A 20,888-nucleotide genomic window follows, 5' to 3' on the forward strand; every position below is an offset into this window, starting at 1 on the left:
CCCACTGCGGGCAACCCTCTCGAAGAAGTGATTCACCGTCCCGATGAACAAATACTTGCTGCCCAGCCTTTGCCTGATGGCCTTGCCTTCCCTGGCCCAGGCGAATGATTCCGCCGCTTCCCTGACCCTGCCCACCGGCACCATTTCGGCTCCGGCCAGCGAGGCCGACGACAGCGTCAGCCTGAAGACCCCCACCAGCGCCGGTTCGCGCTTGGGCCTCAGCGCCCTGGAAACTCCGGCCAGCACCGACAGCCTGAGCGGCGAACGGATTCGCGCCCGGGGTGAGCGCAGCATTCAGGACGCGGTCTCCCGCAGTGTCGGCATCAGCCGCACCGGCACACCGGGCGACGGTGGCACTTCGTTGTCGGCACGGGGTTTCACCGGGCAGAGTTCGGTGATGCAGCTGTATGACGGCAACCGCATGTACACCGGCATGGGCACCGTGACCTTCCCGGTGGACACCTGGGCGGTGGAGCGGGTCGACGTGCTGCGCGGCCCGGCCTCGGTGCTGTATGGCGAAGGCGCCACCGGCGCGGTGATCAATACCGTGGCGAAAAAACCCTTCAGCGGCGCGATCGAAAACCACCTGCGGCTGGGCTACGGCTCCTTCGATCGCCAGCAGCAGGCCCTGGACAGCGGCGGCTCCCTGAGCGACACCTTGAGCTACCGGCTCAACCTCAACCGCGAGCGCAGCAACGGCTGGGTCGACCGTGGCGACTCCTCTGGCGATTTCATCAGCGCCGCCCTGCGCTGGCAGGCCCGTGATGACCTGGCCTTTACCCTGGCCCACGACTACGGCGACCAGAACCCGATGAACTACTTCGGCACGCCGCTGATCGACGGGCGTTTCCACAAAAGCCTGCGTGACAAGAACTACAACGTGCGCAACGACCAGCAGCACTACAACGACCAGTGGACCCGCCTGACCAGCGAATGGCAGATTTCCGACCAGATCAGTGCCAGCAACGAGCTGTATTACCTCAAGGCCCAGCGCCGTTGGCAGAACGCCGAGAACTACAACTTCAACACCCTGGACCGGCAACTGACCCGCAGCGGCAACTACGGTATCGGCCACCAGCAGGAACAGCTCGGTGACCGTCAGACCTTCACCTTCAAGCACTCGCTGTTCGGCCTCGACAGCCAGACCCTGACCGGCGTCGACTACAACCGCATCCGCTTCCACATGAAGAGCAACTCGCCCTTCACAGACAGCGTGAGCAACGGTCAGCCGGTGGATCTGTACCATCCGGCCCCGGGCGACTTCGCCAGCAACAGCCCTTACCGCGATCAATTCAAGACCACCACCAAGCAGATGTCGGTGTTCGCCGAAAACCGCCTGCAGCTCAGCGAGCGCTGGTCCCTGGTGACCGGTGTGCGCCGCGACTACGCACATATCGATCGCGATGACTTGAAGGACGGCAGCCAGAGCGACAAGACCCTGACCGGCAATAACTGGAAGGCCGGGCTGGTGTTCGCCGTCACTCCGGACACCTCCCTCTACGGTCAGTACTCCACCAGCACCGACGGCGTCGGCGGACTGATTTCCCTGAGCAAGAGCCAGCAGCAATTCGACCTGTCCAGCGCCAAGCAGAGCGAGATCGGTCTCAAGCAGGCGTTCTGGGACCAGCGTGGCGAATGGACGTTGGCCGCCTACCACATCGTCAAGAAGAAGCTGTTGACCGATGTTCCAGGCGAACCGAACCAGAAACAGCAAGTGGGCCAACAATCCTCCAACGGCCTGGAAGCCAGCCTGGACCTGCAACTGCCCCACGCCTGGCAACTGCAAGCCAACGCCGCCATCGTTCGCGCCCAGTACGACGACTTCCAGCAGGACGTCAACGGCGTGCAAGTCTCCCGCGACGGCAATCGCCCGGTGGACGTGCCGCGCCGCACGGCCAACCTGTGGCTGAGCAAAGCCATCAACGATGACCTGCGGGCCGGCGCCGGGGTGCGCTACGTGGACGCACGCTACGCCGACATGGCCAACCGCAATGAGTTGCCCAGCTACACCGTGGTCGATGCCAACCTGTCGTGGAAAGCACTGCCCAACACCACTCTGGGCCTGCAATTGAACAACCTGTTTGACCGCCAGTACGCACAAAGCCAATACAATGACGGCCAGCAATGGATACTCGGCGAGCCACGCTCGTTCTTCGTCACCGCTGACTACACCTTCTAACCCCTCCTGACGCTACGGCGCGGGGATCACACGGACACGGCATGACCTCGCTGAACCTCACCAACCTGGCCTGGACACCCCTGGGCCAGGGTCACTGCCATCACCAGTTCCAACTGCGTGAAGCCAGCCTGCAAGTGGCGGCCGGCGAGTTCGTTGGCCTGATCGGGCCCAACGGCAGCGGCAAGACCAGCCTGCTGCGCTGCGCCTATCGCTTCAGCAAGCCGCAGCAGGGTGAGGTGCAGCTTGAGCATCAGAATGTGTGGAAGCAATCTCCACGCTGGTGCGCGCAACGCATCGCTGTGGTGCTCCAGGAATTCCCCGACGCCTTCGGCCTGACGGTGGAGGAAGTGGTCGCCATGGGCCGCACGCCCCACAAGGGCCTGTTCGATGCAGACACTCAGGAAGACCGCAGCATCGCTCGCGAGGCCCTGGAGTCGGTGGGCCTGCTGGGCTTCGAGGACCATGCTTTCGCCACCTTGTCGGGGGGAGAGAAACAGCGGGTGATCCTGGCCCGGGCCCTGGCCCAGCGGCCGCAACTGCTGATCCTCGACGAACCGACCAACCACCTCGACCCGCGCTACCAGCTGGAGCTGTTGCAGCGGGTCAAGCGCCTGGGCATCGGCACCCTGGCCAGCATCCACGACCTGAACCTGGCCGCGGCTTTCTGCGACCGGCTGTATGTCCTCGATCACGGGCGCATCGTTGCCAGCGGCCCTCCCAGCGAAGTGCTCACCGTCGAGCTGCTGCGCAATGTCTTCGGGGTCGAGGCACTGATCGACTCCCACCCCCTGTCCGGCTACCCACGAATCACCTGGATCACTCAACCATGACCTTGCGCTCCCTGCTCCGCTCCGGCCTCGCCCTGACCCTGTCGCTGGCCACTGCCCAAGCCTTCGCCGCGGCCACTCACTACCCGCTGACCCTCACCAGCTGCAACCGCGAAGTGACCTTCAAGCAAGCGCCGCAACACGCCCTCAGCCATGACATCAACATGACCCAGATGATGCTGGCCCTGGGGCTCAAGTCGCGGATGGTGGGCTACAGCGGCGTCAGTGGCTGGAAGGCCGTGACCCCGCAAATGAGCACGCTGCTGGACGGCCTGCCGGAGCTGGCAGCCAAGTACCCTTCAGTGGAAACCCTGCTCAACGCCAACGTCGACTTCCTGTTCGCCGGCTGGGACTACGGCATGCGCGTCGGCGGCGACCTGACCCCGCAAACCCTGGCGCCCCTGGGGATCAACGTCTACGAGCTGACCGAGTCCTGCGCCTTCGTCATGAAGCGCCCGGCAGCCAGCCTTGAGGACACCTACAACGACCTGCGCAACCTGGGGCGGATCTTCGACGTGCAGGACCGTGCCAACGCCCTGATCGCTCAGATGCAGGAGCAGGTCGCCGAAGTACAGAAGGACCTGCCCCAGGACAAGCCTCGGGTGTTCCTCTATGACAGCGGCGAAGACCGGGCCATGACCTCGGGCCGCCTGGGCATGCCCCAGGCCCTGATCGATGCCGCCGGAGGGCGCAACATTCTCGATGACGTCGAGGCCAGCTGGACCCGGATCAACTGGGAGACCGTGGTCGAGCGCAACCCGCAAGTGATCGTCATCGTCGACTACAGCGAAGTCACGGCCGAGCAAAAGCAGCAGTTCCTGCTGAACAACCAGGCCCTGCAAGGAGTCGACGCGATCAAGAACCAGCGCTTCATCGTCATTCCCTATGTGCAGGCCACCCCGGGCATCGACAACGTGCTGGCCGTGGAAACCCTGGCCAAGGGTTTCCACGGCGAATGATCAAAAGTCGTTATGCCTGGCTGTTGCTGACCCTCGCCGCCCTGCTGCTGGTGTCCTGTGTGCTGTCCCTGGGGTTTGGCCCGGCGCGGGTGCCGGCGGATGTGGTCTGGCGGATTCTCCTGCACAAGGCCCTGGGCCTGGGAACAGTGGACTGGAGCCCGGGCCAGGAGCATATCGTCTGGCTGATCCGCGTCCCGCGCATGCTCCTGGGGGCTCTGGTAGGCGCCGGGCTGGCGCTGATCGGCGCGGTGCTGCAAGCGGTGACCCGCAACCCACTGGCCGACCCGCACCTGCTGGGGGTGACCTCCGGCGCCACCCTCGGCGCGGTGATCGTGGTGCTGCACCTGGGGCAAGTCATCGGGCTGCTGACCCTGCCCCTGGCGGCCTTTGTCGGCGCCCTGGCGAGCATGGTCCTGGTGCTGGGCATTGCCGCTCGCAACGGCCGGCTCGACAGTGACCGACTGCTGCTGTGCGGCGTGGCGGTGTCCTTCGTGATGATGGCGGTGGCCAACCTGCTGCTGTTCATGGGCGACCACCGGGCCAGCTCCGCGGTGATGTTCTGGATGCTCGGCGGCCTGGGGCTGGCGCGCTGGGAACTGCTGGCGATTCCTGCCGCCAGCGTGCTGCTGGGGCTGGTGTTGCTACTGGGCATGGCCCGGCCGCTGAATGCCTTGATGGCCGGGGAGCAGACTGCCGTGACCCTGGGTCTGAACGCACGCAACGTACGCTTCAAGGTGTTCCTGATCGCCTCCCTGATGACCGGGGTGCTGGTGTCCATCAGTGGCTCCATCGGTTTTGTCGGGCTGATGGTGCCGCACATTGCCCGGCGCCTGGTGGGCGCCGAGCACCGTCGGCTGCTGCCGGCGTGCGTGCTGCTGGGTAGCCTGTTCCTGGTCTGGGTCGATGTCGCTGCCCGCACCCTGATTGCCCCCGAGGATCTGCCCATCGGTGTGGCCACCGCGGCCATTGGCGGGGTGTTCTTCATCGGCCTGATGCGCCGCCGCTGACTGTGCCCGCCTCTGTAGGAGCCGGCTTGCCGGCGAAGGCGCCCGTGAGCCTTGTGCCAGGTTCGAGGGCCTCTTCGCTGGCAAGCCAGCTCCTACAAACGTCGCCCTTGCTTTAAGATCGCGCGCTTCGATCTCTCAGGATGAGTCTCATGTTCAGAACCGCACTCTTGGCCGTGCTGCTCGGCACCTCCCTTGGCGCCCAGGCCGGCACCTCGGTCGACGTCTCGAAAATCTACGGCAACATCCAGATCGTCAACAGCTTCCCCGACTACAAGGTCAAGGTGGTGAACTCCTTTCCCGATCTGAAGGTGAAGCAGGTCAACTCCTTTCCCGACTCGGCGGGCAAATGGAAGATCGTCAACAGTTTTCCCGATTACAAGATCCAGATCGTCGACTCCTTTCCGGACTTCACCATCAAATATGTCGACTCCTTCCCCGGCGTGAATTGAAGCTCCCCTGCGATCACGGCTGCCGCTCTGCGGCAGCACCACAATGACGCATCCTCGCGCACCACGCCCTAGCCCAGGCCTCGTCTTGGGGCATCACCTCTCCCGCCGTCGCAGTTAAAGCGACGTTTTCATGCCCTGCGCCGACTCGGCACATCCCTTGCAAAACAGCCCTTCAGTACAGGCGGAGTGAAAACTGCTGCGTTAGCCAAGGTTTTCACTGCGCCTGTGAAGTCCGCATCTGCCACCTGAAAAAAATCAAAAGTTCATGGAGATCGCACAATGAAGCGTCGTAGTTTGCTCAAGGCTTTCACTCTCTCGGCAAGCATTGCCGCGATGGGCATGACCTGGACCGTCCAGGCCGCCGAGACCATCAAGGTCGGTATCCTGCATTCCCTGTCGGGGACCATGGCGATCTCTGAAACCTCGCTCAAAGACATGGCGCTGATGACCATTGACGAGATCAACGCCAAGGGCGGGGTCAACGGCAAGCTGCTGGAACCCGTGGTGGTGGACCCGGCCTCCAACTGGCCGCTGTTCGCCGAAAAGGGCCGGCAGTTGCTGACCCAGGACAAGGTGGCGGTGGTGTTCGGCTGCTGGACTTCGGTGTCGCGCAAATCGGTGCTGCCGGTATTCGAAGAGCTCAACGGCCTGTTGTTCTACCCGGTGCAGTACGAAGGCGAAGAAATGTCGCCCAACGTCTTCTACACCGGCGCTGCGCCGAACCAGCAAGCGATCCCGGCGGTGGAATACCTGATGAGCGAGGACGGCGGCAGCGCCAAGCGCTTCTTCCTCCTGGGCACCGACTACGTCTACCCGCGCACCACCAACAAGATCCTGCGCTCGTTCCTGCACTCCAAGGGCGTGGCGGACAAGGACATCGAAGAGGTCTACACCCCCTTCGGCCACGCCGACTATCAAACCATCGTCGCCAACATCAAGAAGTTCTCCGCCGGCGGCAAGACCGCAGTGATCTCCACGGTCAACGGCGATTCCAACGTGCCCTTCTACAAGGAGCTGGCCAACCAGGGCCTGAAGGCCACCGACGTGCCGGTGGTGGCGTTCTCCGTGGGCGAGGAAGAATTGCGCGGCATCGACACCAAGCCACTGGTGGGCAACCTGGCGGCGTGGAACTACTTCGAATCGGTGGATAACCCGGTGAACCAGAAGTTCGTCGCCGCCTGGAAAGCCTACGCCAAGGCCAAGAACCTGCCGGGTGCGGACAAGGCCGTGACCAACGACCCGATGGAAGCCACCTACGTCGGTATCCACATGTGGGCCCAGGCAGTGGAGAAAGCCAAGTCCACCGATGTCGACAAGGTCCGTGAGGCGCTGGCCGGGCAGACCTTCGCCGCACCGTCGGGCTACACCCTGACCATGGACAAGACCAACCACCACCTGCACAAGCCGGTGATGATCGGCGAGATCCAGCCGGACGGTCAGTTCAACGTGGTCTGGCAGACCGAAGGCCCGATCCGCGCCCAGCCCTGGAGCCCCTTCATCCCGGGCAACGACAAAAAGCCGGACTACGCGGTCAAGAGCAACTGATCCGAACCTGACGCCTTTCCTGCAGGAGCGAGCTTGCTCGCGATGAGGTCCGTTGGACCTGCAACGAAAACCGCCCGGCTGGCCGCTGCGCGGATCGCGAGCAAGCTCGCTCCTACAGGTTACCCAGGCGCTTTCAAGGACATCGATATGCCCACTGCCCTTTACCGTTTCATCCTCGCCTGCCTGCTGTTGCTGCCATGGGCGGCCCAAGCCGGTGATGCCGAAGACTTCGTCACGGCCAATCCCACGCAACAGGCCCAGCTTCTGGAAAGCTGGGCCGCGCAGCCCGATCCGGCGCGCATCGAACTGCTCAACGCCCTGCAACAGGGCCAGTTGAGTATCGCCGGTGAAAGCAAAACCCTGCGCCTGAACAACCGCCTGCGGGGCCTGATCGACACCGCACTGGCCAGCCATCAATTGCTCGCCGCCGATGCCGGCAGCCGACTCGATGCCGCCCGGCAACTGCAGAAAAGCGCCAAGCCGGCGCAATTGAAATTCCTCGATGCCCAGCTGGCAGCCGAGCAAGACCCCGGCGTGCACGACGCCCTGAGCCTGGCCCTGGCCAACCTGCAATTGGTGGACAGCGACCCGGCAGTACGTCTGGCCGCCGTGCGCCTGCTGGGGGAAACCGGCGACCCGCTGGCCCGCACCCGCCTCGAAGGCTTGCTCGAACCCGGTGTCGAGGCCGATGCCAACGTGCGCACCGCCGCCGAAACCAGCCTGGCCCAGGTCAAGCGCAAGCTGCTGGTGGGTGAAGTCCTCGGCCAGGCCTTCAGCGGCTTGTCCCTGGGTTCGATCCTGCTGCTTGCGGCCCTGGGCCTGGCCATCACCTTCGGCCTGCTGGGGGTGATCAACATGGCCCACGGCGAGATGCTGATGCTCGGCGCCTACGCCACCTACGTGGTGCAATTGCTGTTCCAGCGCTACGCCCCGCAAGCCATCGAGTACTACCCGCTGCTGGCACTGCCGGTGGCGTTCTTCGTCACCGCCGGGATCGGCATGGCCCTGGAGCGCACGGTGATCCGTCATCTCTATGGCCGGCCCCTGGAAACCCTGCTGGCCACCTGGGGCATCAGCCTGATGCTGATCCAACTGGTGCGCCTGCTGTTCGGCGCGCAGAACGTCGAGGTGGCGAACCCGGCCTGGCTCTCCGGCGGCATCCAGGTATTGCCCAATCTGGTACTGCCCTACAACCGCATCGTGATCATCGCCTTCGCGCTGTTCGTTGTCGTGCTCACCTGGCTGCTGCTGAACAAGACCCGCCTGGGCCTGAACGTGCGTGCAGTAACCCAGAACCGCAACATGGCCGCCTGCTGCGGCGTGCCCACCGGGCGCGTGGACATGCTCGCCTTCGGTCTCGGCTCGGGCATCGCCGGCCTCGGTGGCGTGGCCCTGAGCCAAGTCGGCAACGTCGGCCCGGACCTCGGTCAGAGCTACATCATCGACTCGTTCCTGGTGGTGGTGCTCGGCGGGGTCGGGCAACTGGCCGGCAGTGTGCTGGCGGCCTTTGGTCTGGGGGTGGCGAACAAGATCCTCGAACCGCAGATCGGCGCCGTGTTGGGCAAGATCCTCATCCTGGCGCTGATCATTCTGTTTATCCAGAAACGCCCGCAAGGACTCTTCGCATTGAAAGGACGGGTGATCGACTGATGAATCAACCACTGCTGATTACCGCCAGCCAGAAAGCCGGGCCCAAGGTCACGATCGCGGTCGGCGCGCTGCTGCTCCTGGTGCTGCTGGCGTTGCCGCTGTTGTCACTGCTGCCGGCGGGCAACCCGCTGCAGGTCTCGGCCTACACCCTGACCCTGGTGGGCAAGATTCTCTGCTACGCCATTGTCGCCCTGGCCCTGGATCTGGTCTGGGGCTATGCCGGACTGCTGTCCCTGGGCCACGGCCTGTTCTTCGCCCTGGGCGGCTACGCCATGGGCATGTACCTGATGCGCCAGGCCGCCGGAGACGGCCTGCCGGCGTTCATGACCTTCCTTTCGTGGAGCGAGCTGCCCTGGTACTGGACCGGCACCAGCCACTTCCTCTGGGCCCTGTGCCTGGTGGTGCTGGCGCCGGGTCTGCTGGCCCTGGTGTTCGGTTTCTTCGCCTTCCGCTCACGGATCAAGGGCGTGTACTTCTCGATCATGACCCAGGCCCTGACGTTTGCCGGGATGCTGCTGTTCTTTCGCAACGAGACCGGTTTTGGCGGCAACAACGGCTTCACCAACTTCCGCAGCATCCTGGGTTTCGGCATCACCGAACCCGGCACCCGCGCGGCGCTGTTCCTGGCCACGGTGCTGCTACTGGTGGCCAGCCTGTACCTGGGCTGGCGCCTGGCCCGGAGTAAGTTCGGCCGGGTGCTGACCGCCCTGCGCGATGCCGAAAACCGCCTGATGTTCTGCGGCTATGACCCGCGTGGCTTCAAGCTGTTCGTCTGGGTCTTGAGCGCCGTGCTGTGCGGCTTGGCTGGCGCGCTGTATGTGCCCCAGGTGGGCATCATCAACCCCAGCGAAATGTCCCCCACCAACTCCATCGAAGCCGCCGTGTGGGTAGCCCTGGGCGGACGCGGCACGCTGATCGGACCGCTGCTGGGAGCCGGGCTGGTGAACGGCATGAAGAGCTGGTTCACCGTGGCCTTCCCCGAATACTGGCTGTTCTTCCTCGGCGCCCTGTTCATCGTGGTGACCCTGTACCTGCCCAAGGGCGTGATCGGCCTGCTGAAGAAACGAGGTGAGCAATGAGAGTCACAGCGACCGCGGATTTCATGCTCGAACCCATCCTCGAACCCAACAAGGACCAGGGCAGCAGCCGCGACGCCATCGGCCTCGGGCACGCTGCCGGCAAGGGCCTCAACACCCGCCACGGCACCATCCTGACCCTGGAAGACATCAGCGTCAGCTTCGACGGTTTCAAGGCCCTCAACGACCTCAACCTGTACATCGGCGTCGGCGAGCTGCGCTGCATCATCGGCCCCAACGGCGCCGGCAAGACCACCCTGATGGACGTGATCACCGGCAAGACCCGCCCCACCCAGGGCAAGGCCTGGTTCGGCGAAACCCTGGACCTGACCCAGATGAGCGAAGTGCAGATCGCCCAGGCCGGGATCGGCCGCAAGTTCCAGAAGCCCACGGTGTTCGAGGCCCTGAGCGTGTTCGAGAACCTGGAGCTGGCGCAGAAGACCGACAAGTCGGTGTGGGCCAGCCTCGGGGCGCGCCTGAACGGTGAGCAGAAGGACCGCATCGCCCAAGTGCTGGAGACCATTCGCCTGAGCCCTTCGGCCCAACGCCAGGCGGGCTTGCTGTCCCACGGTCAGAAACAGTTCCTGGAGATCGGCATGCTGCTGATGCAAGACCCGCAACTGCTGTTGCTGGACGAGCCGGTGGCGGGCATGACCGACGCCGAGACCGAGTTCACCGCCGAGCTGTTCAAGACCCTGGCGGGCAAGCACTCGTTGATGGTGGTGGAACACGACATGGGCTTTGTCGGCTCGATTGCCGACCACGTCACCGTGCTGCACCAGGGCAGCGTACTGGCCGAAGGGTCCCTGGAGCAGGTGCAGGAAAACGAACGGGTGATCGAGGTGTACCTCGGCCGTTAGCGCAACCGCCGCTCGCCGGCAGCCGGCTCCTACCCGCTCCCGTAGGAGCTGGGTTGCCAGCGAAGACCACCCCGCAATCCCCACAAAATTCGAGTACCCGACCATGCTCCAAGTCGACAAGCTGCACCAATACTACGGCGGTAGCCACATCCTGCGCGGCCTGAGCTTCGAAGCCCGGATCGGCGAAGTCACCTGCCTGCTGGGGCGCAACGGCGTGGGCAAGACCACCCTGCTCAAATGCCTGATGGGCCTGCTGCCGGCCAAGGAAGGCGCGGTCAACTGGGAGGGTCGGAGCATCACCGGCTACAAGCCCCATCAGCGCGTCCACGCCGGGATCGCCTACGTGCCCCAGGGCCGGGAAATCTTCGGCCGCCTGACTGTGGAAGAAAACCTGCTGATGGGCCTGTCCCGCTTCCCCGGCTCCCAGGCCAGGGAAGTACCGGCCTTCATCTACGAACTGTTCCCGGTGCTGTTGCAGATGAAGCAGCGCCGTGGCGGCGACCTCTCCGGCGGCCAGCAGCAACAACTGGCCATCGGTCGCGCCCTGGCCAGCCGCCCCCGGCTGCTGATCCTCGATGAGCCCACCGAAGGCATCCAGCCCTCGGTGATCAAGGAGATCGGCGCGGTGATCAAGAAACTCGCGGCCCAGGGCGATATGGCGATTCTGCTGGTGGAGCAGTTCTACGACTTCGCCGCCGAACTGGCCGACCAGTATCTGGTGATGTCCCGGGGCGAAATCGTCCAGCAGGGCCGTGGGGAAAATATGCAGGCAGAAGGTGTACGCGGCCTGGTTACGATCTAATCTGTAGCCTCCTAACGATAACGACCCAGCATGAACTCACCTGCCGTCACCTCCCTGTTCACCCCCAGCTGGCACGCCGAGCTGGAGCTGGCCTACGCCCGTTTCGGCGCCACCACGCGCCCGGTTCTGCGTCGCCACCTGGGCCCGCTGCGGGTGCAGAAGCACCTGTACGCCGAGGGCCCCGAGGTGTGCCAGCACATCATCGTCCACCCACCCGGCGGCATCGCCGGCGGCGACCGGCTGGCCATCAGTGCCCGGGTCGACCACGGCGCCTGGGCACAGCTGACCAGCCCCGGTGCCGCCAAGTGGTACCGCGCCACCGGCCCTGCCAGCCAGACCCTGAGGCTGCAAGTGGCACCGGGGGCGACCCTGGAATGGCTGCCCCAGGAAACCATTGTCTTCAGCGCCGCCCAGGCCGAACTGACCACCCTGGTCGAACTGCAAGGCGATGCCCGGCTGTTCTACTGGGACATCGTGGCCCTGGGACGCCCGGCCAGTGGCGAGCGCTTCGAGCAAGGGCACTTCCAGGCGCACCTGGACATCCGTCGCGACGGCCGGCCGCTCTGGCATGAACGCCAGCGCATCAATGGCGGCGACGGCCTGCTGGATTCCCCCATCGGCCTGGACGGCCAGCCGGTGTTCGCCACTTTGCTGGTGACCGGTGAAATCGACAGCGAACTGCTGGAGCGCTGCCGCGCCCTGGCGCACCCGGTACGCGGCGACCTGAGCCAACTGCCAGGCCTGCTGGTGGCCCGCTGCCTGGCCAGTGAAGCCCTGCAGGCCCGGGCCTGGCTGATCGACCTGTGGCGTCTGCTGCGCCCGGCGCTGCTGGGCCGCGAGGCTGTGCCACCGAGGATCTGGAACACCTGATGCCGACTCTCTTTTTTAACTGCCCAACAACGGATTGATCACGATGGACCTGACCCCACGCGAAAAAGACAAGCTGCTGATCTTCACCGCCGGCCTGGTGGCCGAGCGGCGACTGGCTCGCGGCCTCAAGCTCAATTACCCGGAGGCCATGGCCTATATTTCCGCGGCGCTGCTCGAAGGTGCCCGGGATGGCCAGACCGTGGCAGAACTGATGCACTACGGCACCACCCTGCTCAGCCGTGAACAGGTGATGGAAGGCATCCCGGAGATGATCCCGGAGATCCAGGTCGAGGCCACCTTCCCCGACGGCACCAAGCTGGTCACTGTCCATCAACCCATCGCCTGAGGCCGCGCCATGACCTATCGCATCCGCGACGCGTTGCACGCCGACCTGCCGGCGATCCGCGACATCTACAACGACGCCGTGGTCAATACCACGGCGATCTGGAACGACTCGCCGGTGGACCTGGGCAACCGCCAGGCCTGGTTCAGTGCGCGCCAGGCCCAGGGCTACCCGATCCTGGTGATCGTCAACGCCGAGGAGCAGGTGCTCGGCTACGCTTCCTTCGGCGACTGGCGGCCCTTCGACGGCTTTCGCCACACCGTGGAACATTCGGTCTATGTACGCAGCGACCAGCGCGGCAACGGCCTGGGTCCACAGCTGATGGCGGTGCTGCTGGAACGCGCCCGTGGCTGTGACAAGCACGTGATGGTGGCCGCCATCGAAAGCGCCAACACCGCCTCGGTCCGCCTGCACCAGCGCCTGGGCTTTATCAGCACCGGACAGATGCCCCAGGTGGGCACCAAGTTCGGGCGCTGGCTGGACCTGACCTTCATGCAGCTGATTCTCAACCCCGGGGCACAACCGCCCGCCCCTCACAAGGAGTGACCTCTCGATGAACGCCGCCCAACTGCGCCGAGTCCATGGAGAAAGCTTTGCCCATTACCGTCAAGGATTGATCGACCTGCTGCTGGATTCGGTGCACCACGGCGCGTCCATCGGCTTCATGGCCGATCTGGACGACAGCCAGGCCCGGGACTACCTCGGCAGCGTGCAGGCCGGGGTCGAGGACGGCAGCCTGATGCTGTGGGTGGTGGTTCACGATGAGAAGGTCCTGGCCAGCGTGCAACTGGCGCTGTGCATGAAGGCCAATGGGCGCAACCGCGCCGAGGTGCAAAAGCTTCAGGTGCTGCACAGCGCCCGGCGCCGTGGCCTGGGCCAGCAATTGATGAACGCCCTGGAACAGGCCGCCCGCCAGCACAAGCGCGGGCTGCTGTACCTGGACACCGAGGCAGGCTCGGCGGCCGAGGACTTCTACCGTTCCCTGGGCTACACCCGGGTCGGCGAACTGCCCAACTACTGCCAGAGCCCGGACGGCACCTATACCCCCACCGCCATCTACTTCAAGACCCTGGGACAACCCCTATGATTCCTGGCCAATACCAGATCCAGCCTGGCGAGATCGAACTCAATGCCGGGCGCCGCACCTTGACCCTCAGCGTGGCCAACAGTGGCGACCGGCCGATCCAGGTCGGCTCCCACTATCACTTTTTCGAAACCAACGACGCCCTGACCTTCGACCGCGCCGCCAGCCGCGGCATGCGCCTGAACATTGCCGCCGGTACCGCCGTGCGCTTCGAACCGGGACAGACCCGGGAGGTGGAACTGGTGGATCTGGCCGGCAAGCGCCGGGTGTTCGGTTTTGCCGGACGCATCATGGGCGACCTCTGACCCCTCGACCCTAAGCGCGTAGGAGCCGGCATGCTGGCGAATGCGGTCTTTCGGGCCCCTTCGCCGGCAAGCCGGCTCCTACAAGACCTGTTTCTGTAAGGAGCTGCGATGAAGATTTCCCGTGAGGCCTATGCCGATATGTTCGGCCCTACCGTGGGCGACAAGGTGCGGCTGGCCGATACCGAGCTGTGGATCGAAGTGGAGAAGGACTTCACCACCTACGGCGAAGAAGTGAAGTTCGGCGGTGGCAAGGTGATCCGCGACGGCATGGGCCAGAGCCAGCTGCTGGCATGCGATGTGGTGGACACCCTGATCACCAACGCGCTGATCATCGATCACTGGGGCATCGTCAAGGCTGACGTCGGTTTGAAGGACGGGCGCATCGCCGCCATCGGCAAGGCCGGCAACCCGGATATCCAGCCCGATGTGACCATCGCCATCGGCGCCAGCACCGAGGTCATCGCTGGTGAAGGCATGATCCTCACCGCCGGCGGCGTCGACACCCATATCCACTTCATCTGCCCGCAGCAGATCGAAGAGGCGCTGATGAGCGGCGTCACCACCATGATCGGCGGCGGCACCGGGCCGGCCACCGGGACCAACGCCACCACCTGCACCTCCGGGCCTTGGCACATGGCGCGCATGCTCCAGGCCGCGGACGCCTTCCCGATGAACATCGGCTTTACCGGCAAGGGCAACGCCAGCCTGCCGGAGCCCTTGATCGAGCAGGTCAAGGCGGGGGCCATCGGCCTCAAGCTGCACGAGGACTGGGGCAGCACCCCGGCCAGCATCGACAACTGCCTGAGCGTGGCCGATGAGTACGACGTGCAGGTGGCGATCCACACCGACACCCTGAACGAATCCGGCTTCGTCGAAACCACCCTCGGCGCCTTCAAGGGGCGGACCATCCACACCTACCACACCGAAGGTGCCGGCGGCGGCCATGCCCCGGACATCATCAAGGCCTGCGGCTTCGCCAATGTGCTGCCCAGCTCCACCAACCCGACCCGGCCCTTCACCCGCAACACCATCGACGAACACCTGGACATGCTCATGGTCTGCCACCATCTGGACCCGAGCATCGCCGAGGACGTGGCCTTCGCCGAGAGCCGCATCCGCCGGGAAACCATCGCCGCCGAAGACATCCTCCATGACCTGGGAGCGTTTTCGATGATCAGCTCCGACAGCCAGGCCATGGGCCGGGTCGGCGAAGTGGTGACCCGCACCTGGCAGACCGCCGACAAGATGCACCGCCAGCGCGGCCCGCTGCCGGGAGACGGCCCGGGCAACAGCAACTTCCGGGTCAAGCGCTACATCGCCAAGTACACCATCAACCCGGCCATCACCCACGGCATCAGCCATGAGGTGGGCTCCATCGAGGTGGGCAAATGGGCCGATCTGGTGCTTTGGCGCCCGGCCTTCTTCGGGGTCAAGCCGACCCTGATCCTCAAGGGCGGGGCCATTGCCGCCAGCCTGATGGGCGACGCCAATGCCTCGATCCCGACCCCGCAGCCGGTGCACTACCGGCCGATGTTCGCCAGTTACGGCGGCAGCCGCCACGCCACCAGCCTGACCTTTATCAGCCAGGCCGCACTGGACGCCGGCGTACCGGAGCAATTGGGGCTGAAGAAGCGCATCGCCGTGGTCAAGGGCTGTCGCAAGGTGCAAAAGAGTGACCTGATCCACAACGACTACCTGCCGGATATCGAAGTCGACCCGCAGACTTATCAGGTCAAGGCCGATGGTGTCCTGCTGTGGTGCGAACCGGCGGATGTGCTGCCCATGGCCCAGCGTTACTTCCTGTTCTGAGGCGCGTCCGGCCGCTGGGCAGGCCCGGTGTTGAAGCCGCGGATAAGGCGCTAAGATGCGTGTCGGTTTTCCACTCTCTGCCCAGTAAGGTGCCCGGCTATGCGCCTGTCCGATTTCATCGTGCAGCACGTTGATCGAATCGTTGATGAATGGGAACAATTTGCCAGGACCCTGGCCGCGGACACCCTGACCCGCAGCGACCTGCGGGATCACGCCACCTCGATCCTGCTGGCCGCCGCCCGGGACATGCGCATCACCCAGAGCCCGGGTGAGCAGTTGGCCAAGGCCAGGGGCGAAGGCCCGGAGAAATCCCCCAGCCTGGATGAGGCCGCCGCCAGCCATGGCGAACTGCGTCATCACGTGGGTTTCGATCTGGTGCAGATGACGTCCGAGTTCCGCCACCTGCGGGCCTGCGTGATCCGCCTGTGGGTCGCCAGCCTGGTGACGCCGGACCTGGAACACTTGCAAGACATGATCCGTTTCAACGAGGCCATCGACGAAGCCCTGGCCGAGTCCACCTGCGCCTACGCCGAGCAGGTCAGCCGCTCACGGGACATCTTCCTGGCGATTCTCGGCCACGACCTGCGGGCGCCGTTGCAGGCGGTGAGCATGTCCACCGAGATGCTGGCGCGCAAAATGCCGCTGGATAGCGACGCCCAGGCCTTTGTCTCACGCATCAAGAGCGGCACCCGACACATGGGCGCCATGGTCAGCGACCTGCTGGAGTTCGTCCGCAGTCGCCTGGGCAATGGCCTGCCCATCGATCCGGCGCCCATGGACCTGGCCAGCGCCGCCAAGGCTGCCATGGACGAAGCCTGCGCCGGGCAACCCGATTGCACGCCGTTACTGAGCTTCGAGGGTGACAGCCATGGCATCTGGGACCGGGGACGTATCGAACAGATGCTGCAGAACCTGATCGGCAACGCCCTGCAGCACGGCAGCAACCGCCGTACCGTGACCGTGACCATTACCGGCGGTGCGGAACAGGTGCTGTTGACCGTGCACAATTACGGCCCGCCGATTCCCAAGGAAGCCCTGGGCACCCTGTTCGATCCTTTGGTGCGCAGTGCCGATGAGGAACTGGGCAGTACCAGCACCAGCCTTGGCCTGGGACTGTTCATCGTCAAGGAAGTGGTGACCGCGCACCAGGGCAGCATCGAAGTCAGCTCCAACGAGAGCGACGGCACCACCTTCGCCGTGATCCTGCCGCGCGTCTCCCGCGCCACCTCGTAGGAGCTGGCTTGCCAGCGAAGGCGTCAGCCCGGATTGCGCAAGGCCCAGGGGCCTCTTCGCCGGCAAGCCGGCTCCTGCGCAGTGAGGCGGATCAATCCAGCAGCAGGCGGCCCAGGCGCTGCTTGAGCATCTGATTCTCGGCCCGCAGTTGCCGCACTTCGTCCAGTAGGTCCAACGCCAGGGCAACGCCTTCCCACTCCAGGTCCAGGTCGCGGCGCAACTTCGCCGCACGCTTGGCCAGGGCCAGTTCGACATCGTTGAAACGCCAGTCCTTGGGCGCCGTCCCCTGAGGTTCGAGGATGCCGTGTTCGACGATTTCGATCACGTAGGCCGCCGACAGGTCGGCCACTTCACAGAACTCTTCCATGTCCAGCTGAACGATCAGGGTGCTCATGATCAGCGCCTCCTAGTGTCGAATCAGAAATTTTCCCGAGGGTCGAACGCGGCCTTCTTCGCCAGCTCCTGCCACAACGCCTTGACGTCGTCGCCGGTCTGCTTGGGCATCACGGCCTTGAGCTGGACGAACAGGTAGCCACGCTGGCCGGCCTTGTTCAGCAGGCCATGACCCTTGGCGCGCATGCGCTGGCCGTTCTGGCTGCCGGCCGGGACCTTGAGGTTGATCTTGCCGGTCAGGGTCGGTACCGCCACCTCGGTGCCCAGCGCCAGCTCCCAAGGGGCCAGCGGCAGGGTGATGATCAGGTTCTCGTCCTCCACATCGAACTTCGGATGGGGCGCAAAGCGAATGGTCAGGTACAGGTCGCCATTGGCTCCGCCGCCAACGCCCGGTGCACCCTGGCCCTTGAGGCGGATGCGTTCGCCGTCGGTGACCCCGGCTGGAATCTTCACGTTCAGGCTTTTGCTGGTATTGCTCACATGCTGGCCGGCAGCGTTGTACTGCGGCACCTGGAAGCTGATCTTCTTCGACTCGGTCGACAGGGTTTCTTCAAGAAAGATCGGCAGTTCCATTTCCACATCCTGTCCACGACGACCGCTGCTGCGGCGCTGTTCCGGGCCGCCGAATCCTGGCCCCCGGTTACCAAAGATCGAACTGAAGAAGTCCGAGAAGTCCCCACCGTCACCGCCACCAAAGCCACCACGGCTCTGCCAGCCCGGAGGCCCCTGGAACGGCTGGCCATGCTGGCCGTACTTGCGCAGGTCGTCGTACTCGGCGCGCTTGTCCGCGCTTTTCAGCGCTTCATAGGCTTCCGAGGCATCCTTGAACTTGGCCTCGGCATCCTTTTCCTTACTGACGTCGGGGTGGTACTTGCGCGCCAGCTTGCGATAGGCGGCCTTGATCGCCTTGTCGTCCGCTGTCGGCTCCACGCCGAGAATCTTGTAATAGTCTTTGAAGTCCATCGAGGGAATCACCATCCGTTATCAAAGTCGCGCGGCGTGCAGCACAGCATGCTCGGTCTGGCAGCATGAGAATTGATCAATCTCAATCCTCTGACTGAACGGCGCATCAGAAGTTTATCGGCAGCCTCGGGCGGATCTTGTGATCCCAGGTGGCTGCTCGGCCCATGCCTGCAAGTTTGGGGGTCAAGGATAGTCTTTCAAGGCACAACAGGTTGCGATTTAGCAGATAGTCGGCCTTTGCAACGCGCGAGGACTGGCGTACGCTGCGCGGCCGTTTTTTTCACCGGATCCAAAGACATGAACAACGCCACCCCGGCCCGTGCCTGCGGCATTGACTTCGGTACCTCCAACTCCACCGTCGGCTGGCTGCGCCCCGGCGAGGAGACGCTGATCGCCCTGGAGGACGACAAGATCACCCTGCCTTCGGTGGTGTTCTTCAATATCGAGGAACGCCGTCCGGTGTATGGCCGCCTGGCGTTGCACGAATACCTGGAAGGCTACGAAGGCCGGCTGATGCGCTCGCTGAAAAGCCTGCTGGGCTCCAAGCTGATCAAGCACGACACCAGCGTGCTGGGCACCGCGATGCCGTTCAAGGACCTGCTGGGGCTGTTCATCGGCCAGCTCAAGAACCGTGCCGAAGCCACCGCCGGTCGGGAATTCGACGAAGTGGTACTGGGGCGTCCGGTGTTCTTCGTCGATGACGACGCCGCCGCCGACCAGGAAGCCGAAGACACCCTGGTGGAAGTGGCCCGCAAGATTGGCTTCAAGGAAGTGTCCTTCCAGTACGAACCCATCGCCGCGGCCTTCGACTACGAATCCACCATCGAACGCGAAGAACTGGTGCTGATCGTCGACATCGGCGGTGGTACCTCGGACTTCTCCCTGGTGCGCCTTTCCCCCGAGCGCCGTGGGGTCGACAACCGGCACGACGACATCCTCGCCACCGGCGGTGTGCACGTCGGCGGTACCGACTTCGACAAGCAACTGAGCCTGCAGGGCGTAATGCCACTGTTCGGCTACGGCAGCCGGATGAAGAGCGGCGCCTACATGCCCACCAGCCACCACATGAACCTGGCGACCTGGCACACCATCAACTCGGTGTACTCGCAGAAGTCCCAGTTGGCCCTGGGCAGCATGCGCTATGACATCGAAGACACCGGCGGCATCGACCGCCTGTTCAGGCTGATCGAACAGCGCGCCGGCCACTGGCTGGCCATGGAAGTGGAAGAGACCAAGATCCAGCTGACCCACGCCGAGAACCGCCTGGTGCCCCTGGACCGGATCGAGCGCGACCTCAGTGTCGACCTGAGCCGGGCCCTGTTCGAAAGCTCCATCGACGGTCTGCTGGAGCGCATCCGCACCAGCGTCAGCCAATTGCTGAGCGACGCCAATGTCGGTGTGGGTCAGGTCGATACGGTGTTCTTCACCGGCGGTTCCAGCGGCATTCCGGCACTGCGCCAGAGCGTGGCGGCGATGCTGCCCAACGCCCGGCATGTGGAAGGCAATATCTTCGGCAGCATCGGTAGCGGCCTGGCGATTGAAGCCAGAAAGCGCTACGGCTAGGCACCCCGCGCCCGACATTGGTACCCCAGGGATGGGGAAAATTTTCGCAAGGAACCGCAACGATGAACCTGTGCAAGCTGCTGCCCCTACTGACCGCCCTGCTGCTGACCGGCTGCAAGGAAGATTTCATGTCCCTGCAGTTCGAGCAGCCGGTGGGGTATCGCGGCCAGCAGATAGATGCCAAGGTCGGCACCCTGCTGAGGGAGGCGATTGGCTCTCGCGGTATCGACCCTGAACAGATCGTGCTGGAACTGGATGAGCAGGACACTCGGGTGGTCCATCTGGCCCTCGACGGCGAATTGGGTCCTGAGCAGCGGGCGGCCCTGCGCGACCTGTTTGACCAGGTCGTCAAGGCCCGGGCGGCCAGCAGCATGGCCATCGACCTGACACTCCAGGCCCAGCCCGGCGCGGCCACCCCGCAGCCAATCCCCCTGGAGCTGGCCATCACCCCCGAGGTACAGCTGTCGGCGCGCTACCAATATCTCGACCGGGCAATAGGCCTGTTCAACCAGAGCGGGGTTCCGGTGCAGATCGTCTGCGGCATCGAGGGACAATTGAACGGCGAGCTGCCCTTCAATGGGCTGAGCGTGCAACAGATCCCCAAGCAGTCGCCGGAGCATGTCTACCTGAATTTCCGCACTCAGAATTTTAGAAGACAGACCCTGCCGGCCCTGATGCAGGTCAGGGATGCCCAACTGCGCGAGAGCATGAGCAAAGGCGAGATTCGCCTGTGGGGCGAAGAGCAGATCCCGAACGACCTGCTGCGCACCAAGCTGCAATTGTCGATTGAAATCGGCAACCTGGGCGAGCAGATGCTGGCCGCCGACTTCAGTGCCGACAGCCGCCAGGACACCTGGACCAGCGAATGCGCGAAGAAGATCGAACAGTTGGGCCGACCGTTCTCCTTCCATATCGGCTCAGGCATCGATCGCCTGCAGGCGGTGACCTATGAGGATGCCGGGCGCGATTGA

Annotated in this window: 21 protein-coding genes; 19 read left to right on the forward strand and 2 right to left on the reverse strand. The window is 64.3% G+C overall.

Translation table 11 applies throughout. The features are described 5' to 3' along the window. Positions 1–43 precede the first annotated feature (43 nt). From FW796_RS14220 to FW796_RS14300, 17 genes are all read left to right on the forward strand, one after another. Positions 44–2,179 (forward strand): TonB-dependent receptor, encoded by a 2,136-nt coding sequence (locus FW796_RS14220; RefSeq protein WP_404938153.1) that lies wholly within the window; start codon positions 44–46, stop codon positions 2,177–2,179. Positions 2,180–2,220: 41 nt separating this feature from the next. Further along, positions 2,221–3,009 (forward strand): ABC transporter ATP-binding protein, encoded by a 789-nt coding sequence (locus FW796_RS14225; protein WP_346634611.1) that lies wholly within the window; start codon positions 2,221–2,223, stop codon positions 3,007–3,009. Then, on the forward strand, positions 3,006–3,965 hold the full coding sequence (locus tag FW796_RS14230; protein WP_404938152.1) for an ABC transporter substrate-binding protein: 960 nt from the start codon (positions 3,006–3,008) through the stop codon (positions 3,963–3,965). Before FW796_RS14225 ends, FW796_RS14230 begins: the two co-directional genes overlap by 4 nt. Next, positions 3,962–4,972 carry a FecCD family ABC transporter permease gene (locus tag FW796_RS14235; RefSeq protein ID WP_446439493.1) on the forward strand — a complete coding sequence of 337 codons (1,011 nt, stop codon included), beginning with the start codon at positions 3,962–3,964 and terminating at the stop codon, positions 4,970–4,972. Before FW796_RS14230 ends, FW796_RS14235 begins: the two co-directional genes overlap by 4 nt. Positions 4,973–5,121: 149 nt before the next feature. Continuing rightward, positions 5,122–5,421 (forward strand): hypothetical protein, encoded by a 300-nt coding sequence (locus FW796_RS14240; protein ID WP_346634608.1) that lies wholly within the window; start codon positions 5,122–5,124, stop codon positions 5,419–5,421. Positions 5,422–5,700: 279 nt separating this feature from the next. Next, a complete protein-coding gene (gene urtA, locus FW796_RS14245) occupies positions 5,701–6,966 on the forward strand; it encodes an urea ABC transporter substrate-binding protein (RefSeq protein WP_346634607.1) in 1,266 nt (421 codons plus the stop codon). A 147-nt stretch (positions 6,967–7,113) separates the two neighbouring features. Continuing rightward, positions 7,114–8,616 carry an urea ABC transporter permease subunit UrtB gene (gene urtB, locus FW796_RS14250; protein ID WP_404938150.1) on the forward strand — a complete coding sequence of 501 codons (1,503 nt, stop codon included), beginning with the start codon at positions 7,114–7,116 and terminating at the stop codon, positions 8,614–8,616. Further along, a complete protein-coding gene (gene urtC, locus FW796_RS14255) occupies positions 8,616–9,695 on the forward strand; it encodes an urea ABC transporter permease subunit UrtC (protein ID WP_346634605.1) in 1,080 nt (359 codons plus the stop codon). Before urtB ends, urtC begins: the two co-directional genes overlap by 1 nt. Continuing rightward, complete coding sequence (urtD, locus tag FW796_RS14260) at positions 9,692–10,552, forward strand: urea ABC transporter ATP-binding protein UrtD (RefSeq protein ID WP_404938149.1); 861 nt, start codon at positions 9,692–9,694, stop codon at positions 10,550–10,552. Before urtC ends, urtD begins: the two co-directional genes overlap by 4 nt. A 103-nt stretch (positions 10,553–10,655) precedes the next feature. Beyond that, entirely contained in the window at positions 10,656–11,354 is a 699-nt protein-coding gene (gene urtE, locus FW796_RS14265; protein WP_123723445.1) for an urea ABC transporter ATP-binding subunit UrtE, read from the forward strand. A gap of 30 nt (positions 11,355–11,384) precedes the next feature. Next, positions 11,385–12,224, forward strand: coding sequence for an urease accessory protein UreD (locus FW796_RS14270; RefSeq protein WP_446439494.1), 840 nt, complete (start codon positions 11,385–11,387; stop codon positions 12,222–12,224). Between the two features lie 43 nt (positions 12,225–12,267). Beyond that, a complete protein-coding gene (gene ureA / locus FW796_RS14275) occupies positions 12,268–12,570 on the forward strand; it encodes an urease subunit gamma (protein WP_003197350.1) in 303 nt (100 codons plus the stop codon). Between the two features lie 9 nt (positions 12,571–12,579). Further along, positions 12,580–13,113, forward strand: a complete 534-nt coding sequence (locus FW796_RS14280; RefSeq protein WP_346634603.1) for a GNAT family N-acetyltransferase — start codon at positions 12,580–12,582, stop codon at positions 13,111–13,113. A 7-nt stretch (positions 13,114–13,120) separates the two neighbouring features. Continuing rightward, on the forward strand, positions 13,121–13,654 hold the full coding sequence (locus FW796_RS14285) for a GNAT family N-acetyltransferase (RefSeq protein ID WP_110650910.1): 534 nt from the start codon (positions 13,121–13,123) through the stop codon (positions 13,652–13,654). Beyond that, positions 13,651–13,956 (forward strand): urease subunit beta, encoded by a 306-nt coding sequence (locus FW796_RS14290; RefSeq protein WP_102862959.1) that lies wholly within the window; start codon positions 13,651–13,653, stop codon positions 13,954–13,956. The genes FW796_RS14285 and FW796_RS14290 overlap by 4 nt, the downstream gene beginning before the upstream one ends. Positions 13,957–14,064: 108 nt before the next feature. Then, entirely contained in the window at positions 14,065–15,765 is a 1,701-nt protein-coding gene (gene ureC, locus FW796_RS14295) for an urease subunit alpha (protein WP_404938147.1), read from the forward strand. A 99-nt stretch (positions 15,766–15,864) separates the two neighbouring features. Beyond that, complete coding sequence (locus FW796_RS14300) at positions 15,865–16,998, forward strand: sensor histidine kinase (RefSeq protein WP_404938146.1); 1,134 nt, start codon at positions 15,865–15,867, stop codon at positions 16,996–16,998. A gap of 91 nt (positions 16,999–17,089) precedes the next feature. Here FW796_RS14300 and FW796_RS14305 read toward each other — a convergent pair whose 3' ends face one another. Beyond that, positions 17,090–17,392 (reverse strand): chaperone modulator CbpM, encoded by a 303-nt coding sequence (locus FW796_RS14305; RefSeq protein WP_102862956.1) that lies wholly within the window; start codon positions 17,390–17,392, stop codon positions 17,090–17,092. A 23-nt stretch (positions 17,393–17,415) separates the two neighbouring features. After that, on the reverse strand, positions 17,416–18,354 hold the full coding sequence (locus FW796_RS14310) for a DnaJ C-terminal domain-containing protein (RefSeq protein ID WP_346634600.1): 939 nt from the start codon (positions 18,352–18,354) through the stop codon (positions 17,416–17,418). Between the two features lie 297 nt (positions 18,355–18,651). Between FW796_RS14310 and FW796_RS14315 the strand changes: the two genes are divergently transcribed. Continuing rightward, a complete protein-coding gene (locus FW796_RS14315) occupies positions 18,652–19,917 on the forward strand; it encodes an Hsp70 family protein (RefSeq protein WP_446439495.1) in 1,266 nt (421 codons plus the stop codon). Between the two features lie 62 nt (positions 19,918–19,979). Continuing rightward, positions 19,980–20,888, forward strand: a complete 909-nt coding sequence (locus tag FW796_RS14320) for a hypothetical protein (RefSeq protein ID WP_404938145.1) — start codon at positions 19,980–19,982, stop codon at positions 20,886–20,888.

The organism is Pseudomonas sp. 910_21 (assembly GCF_052850735.1).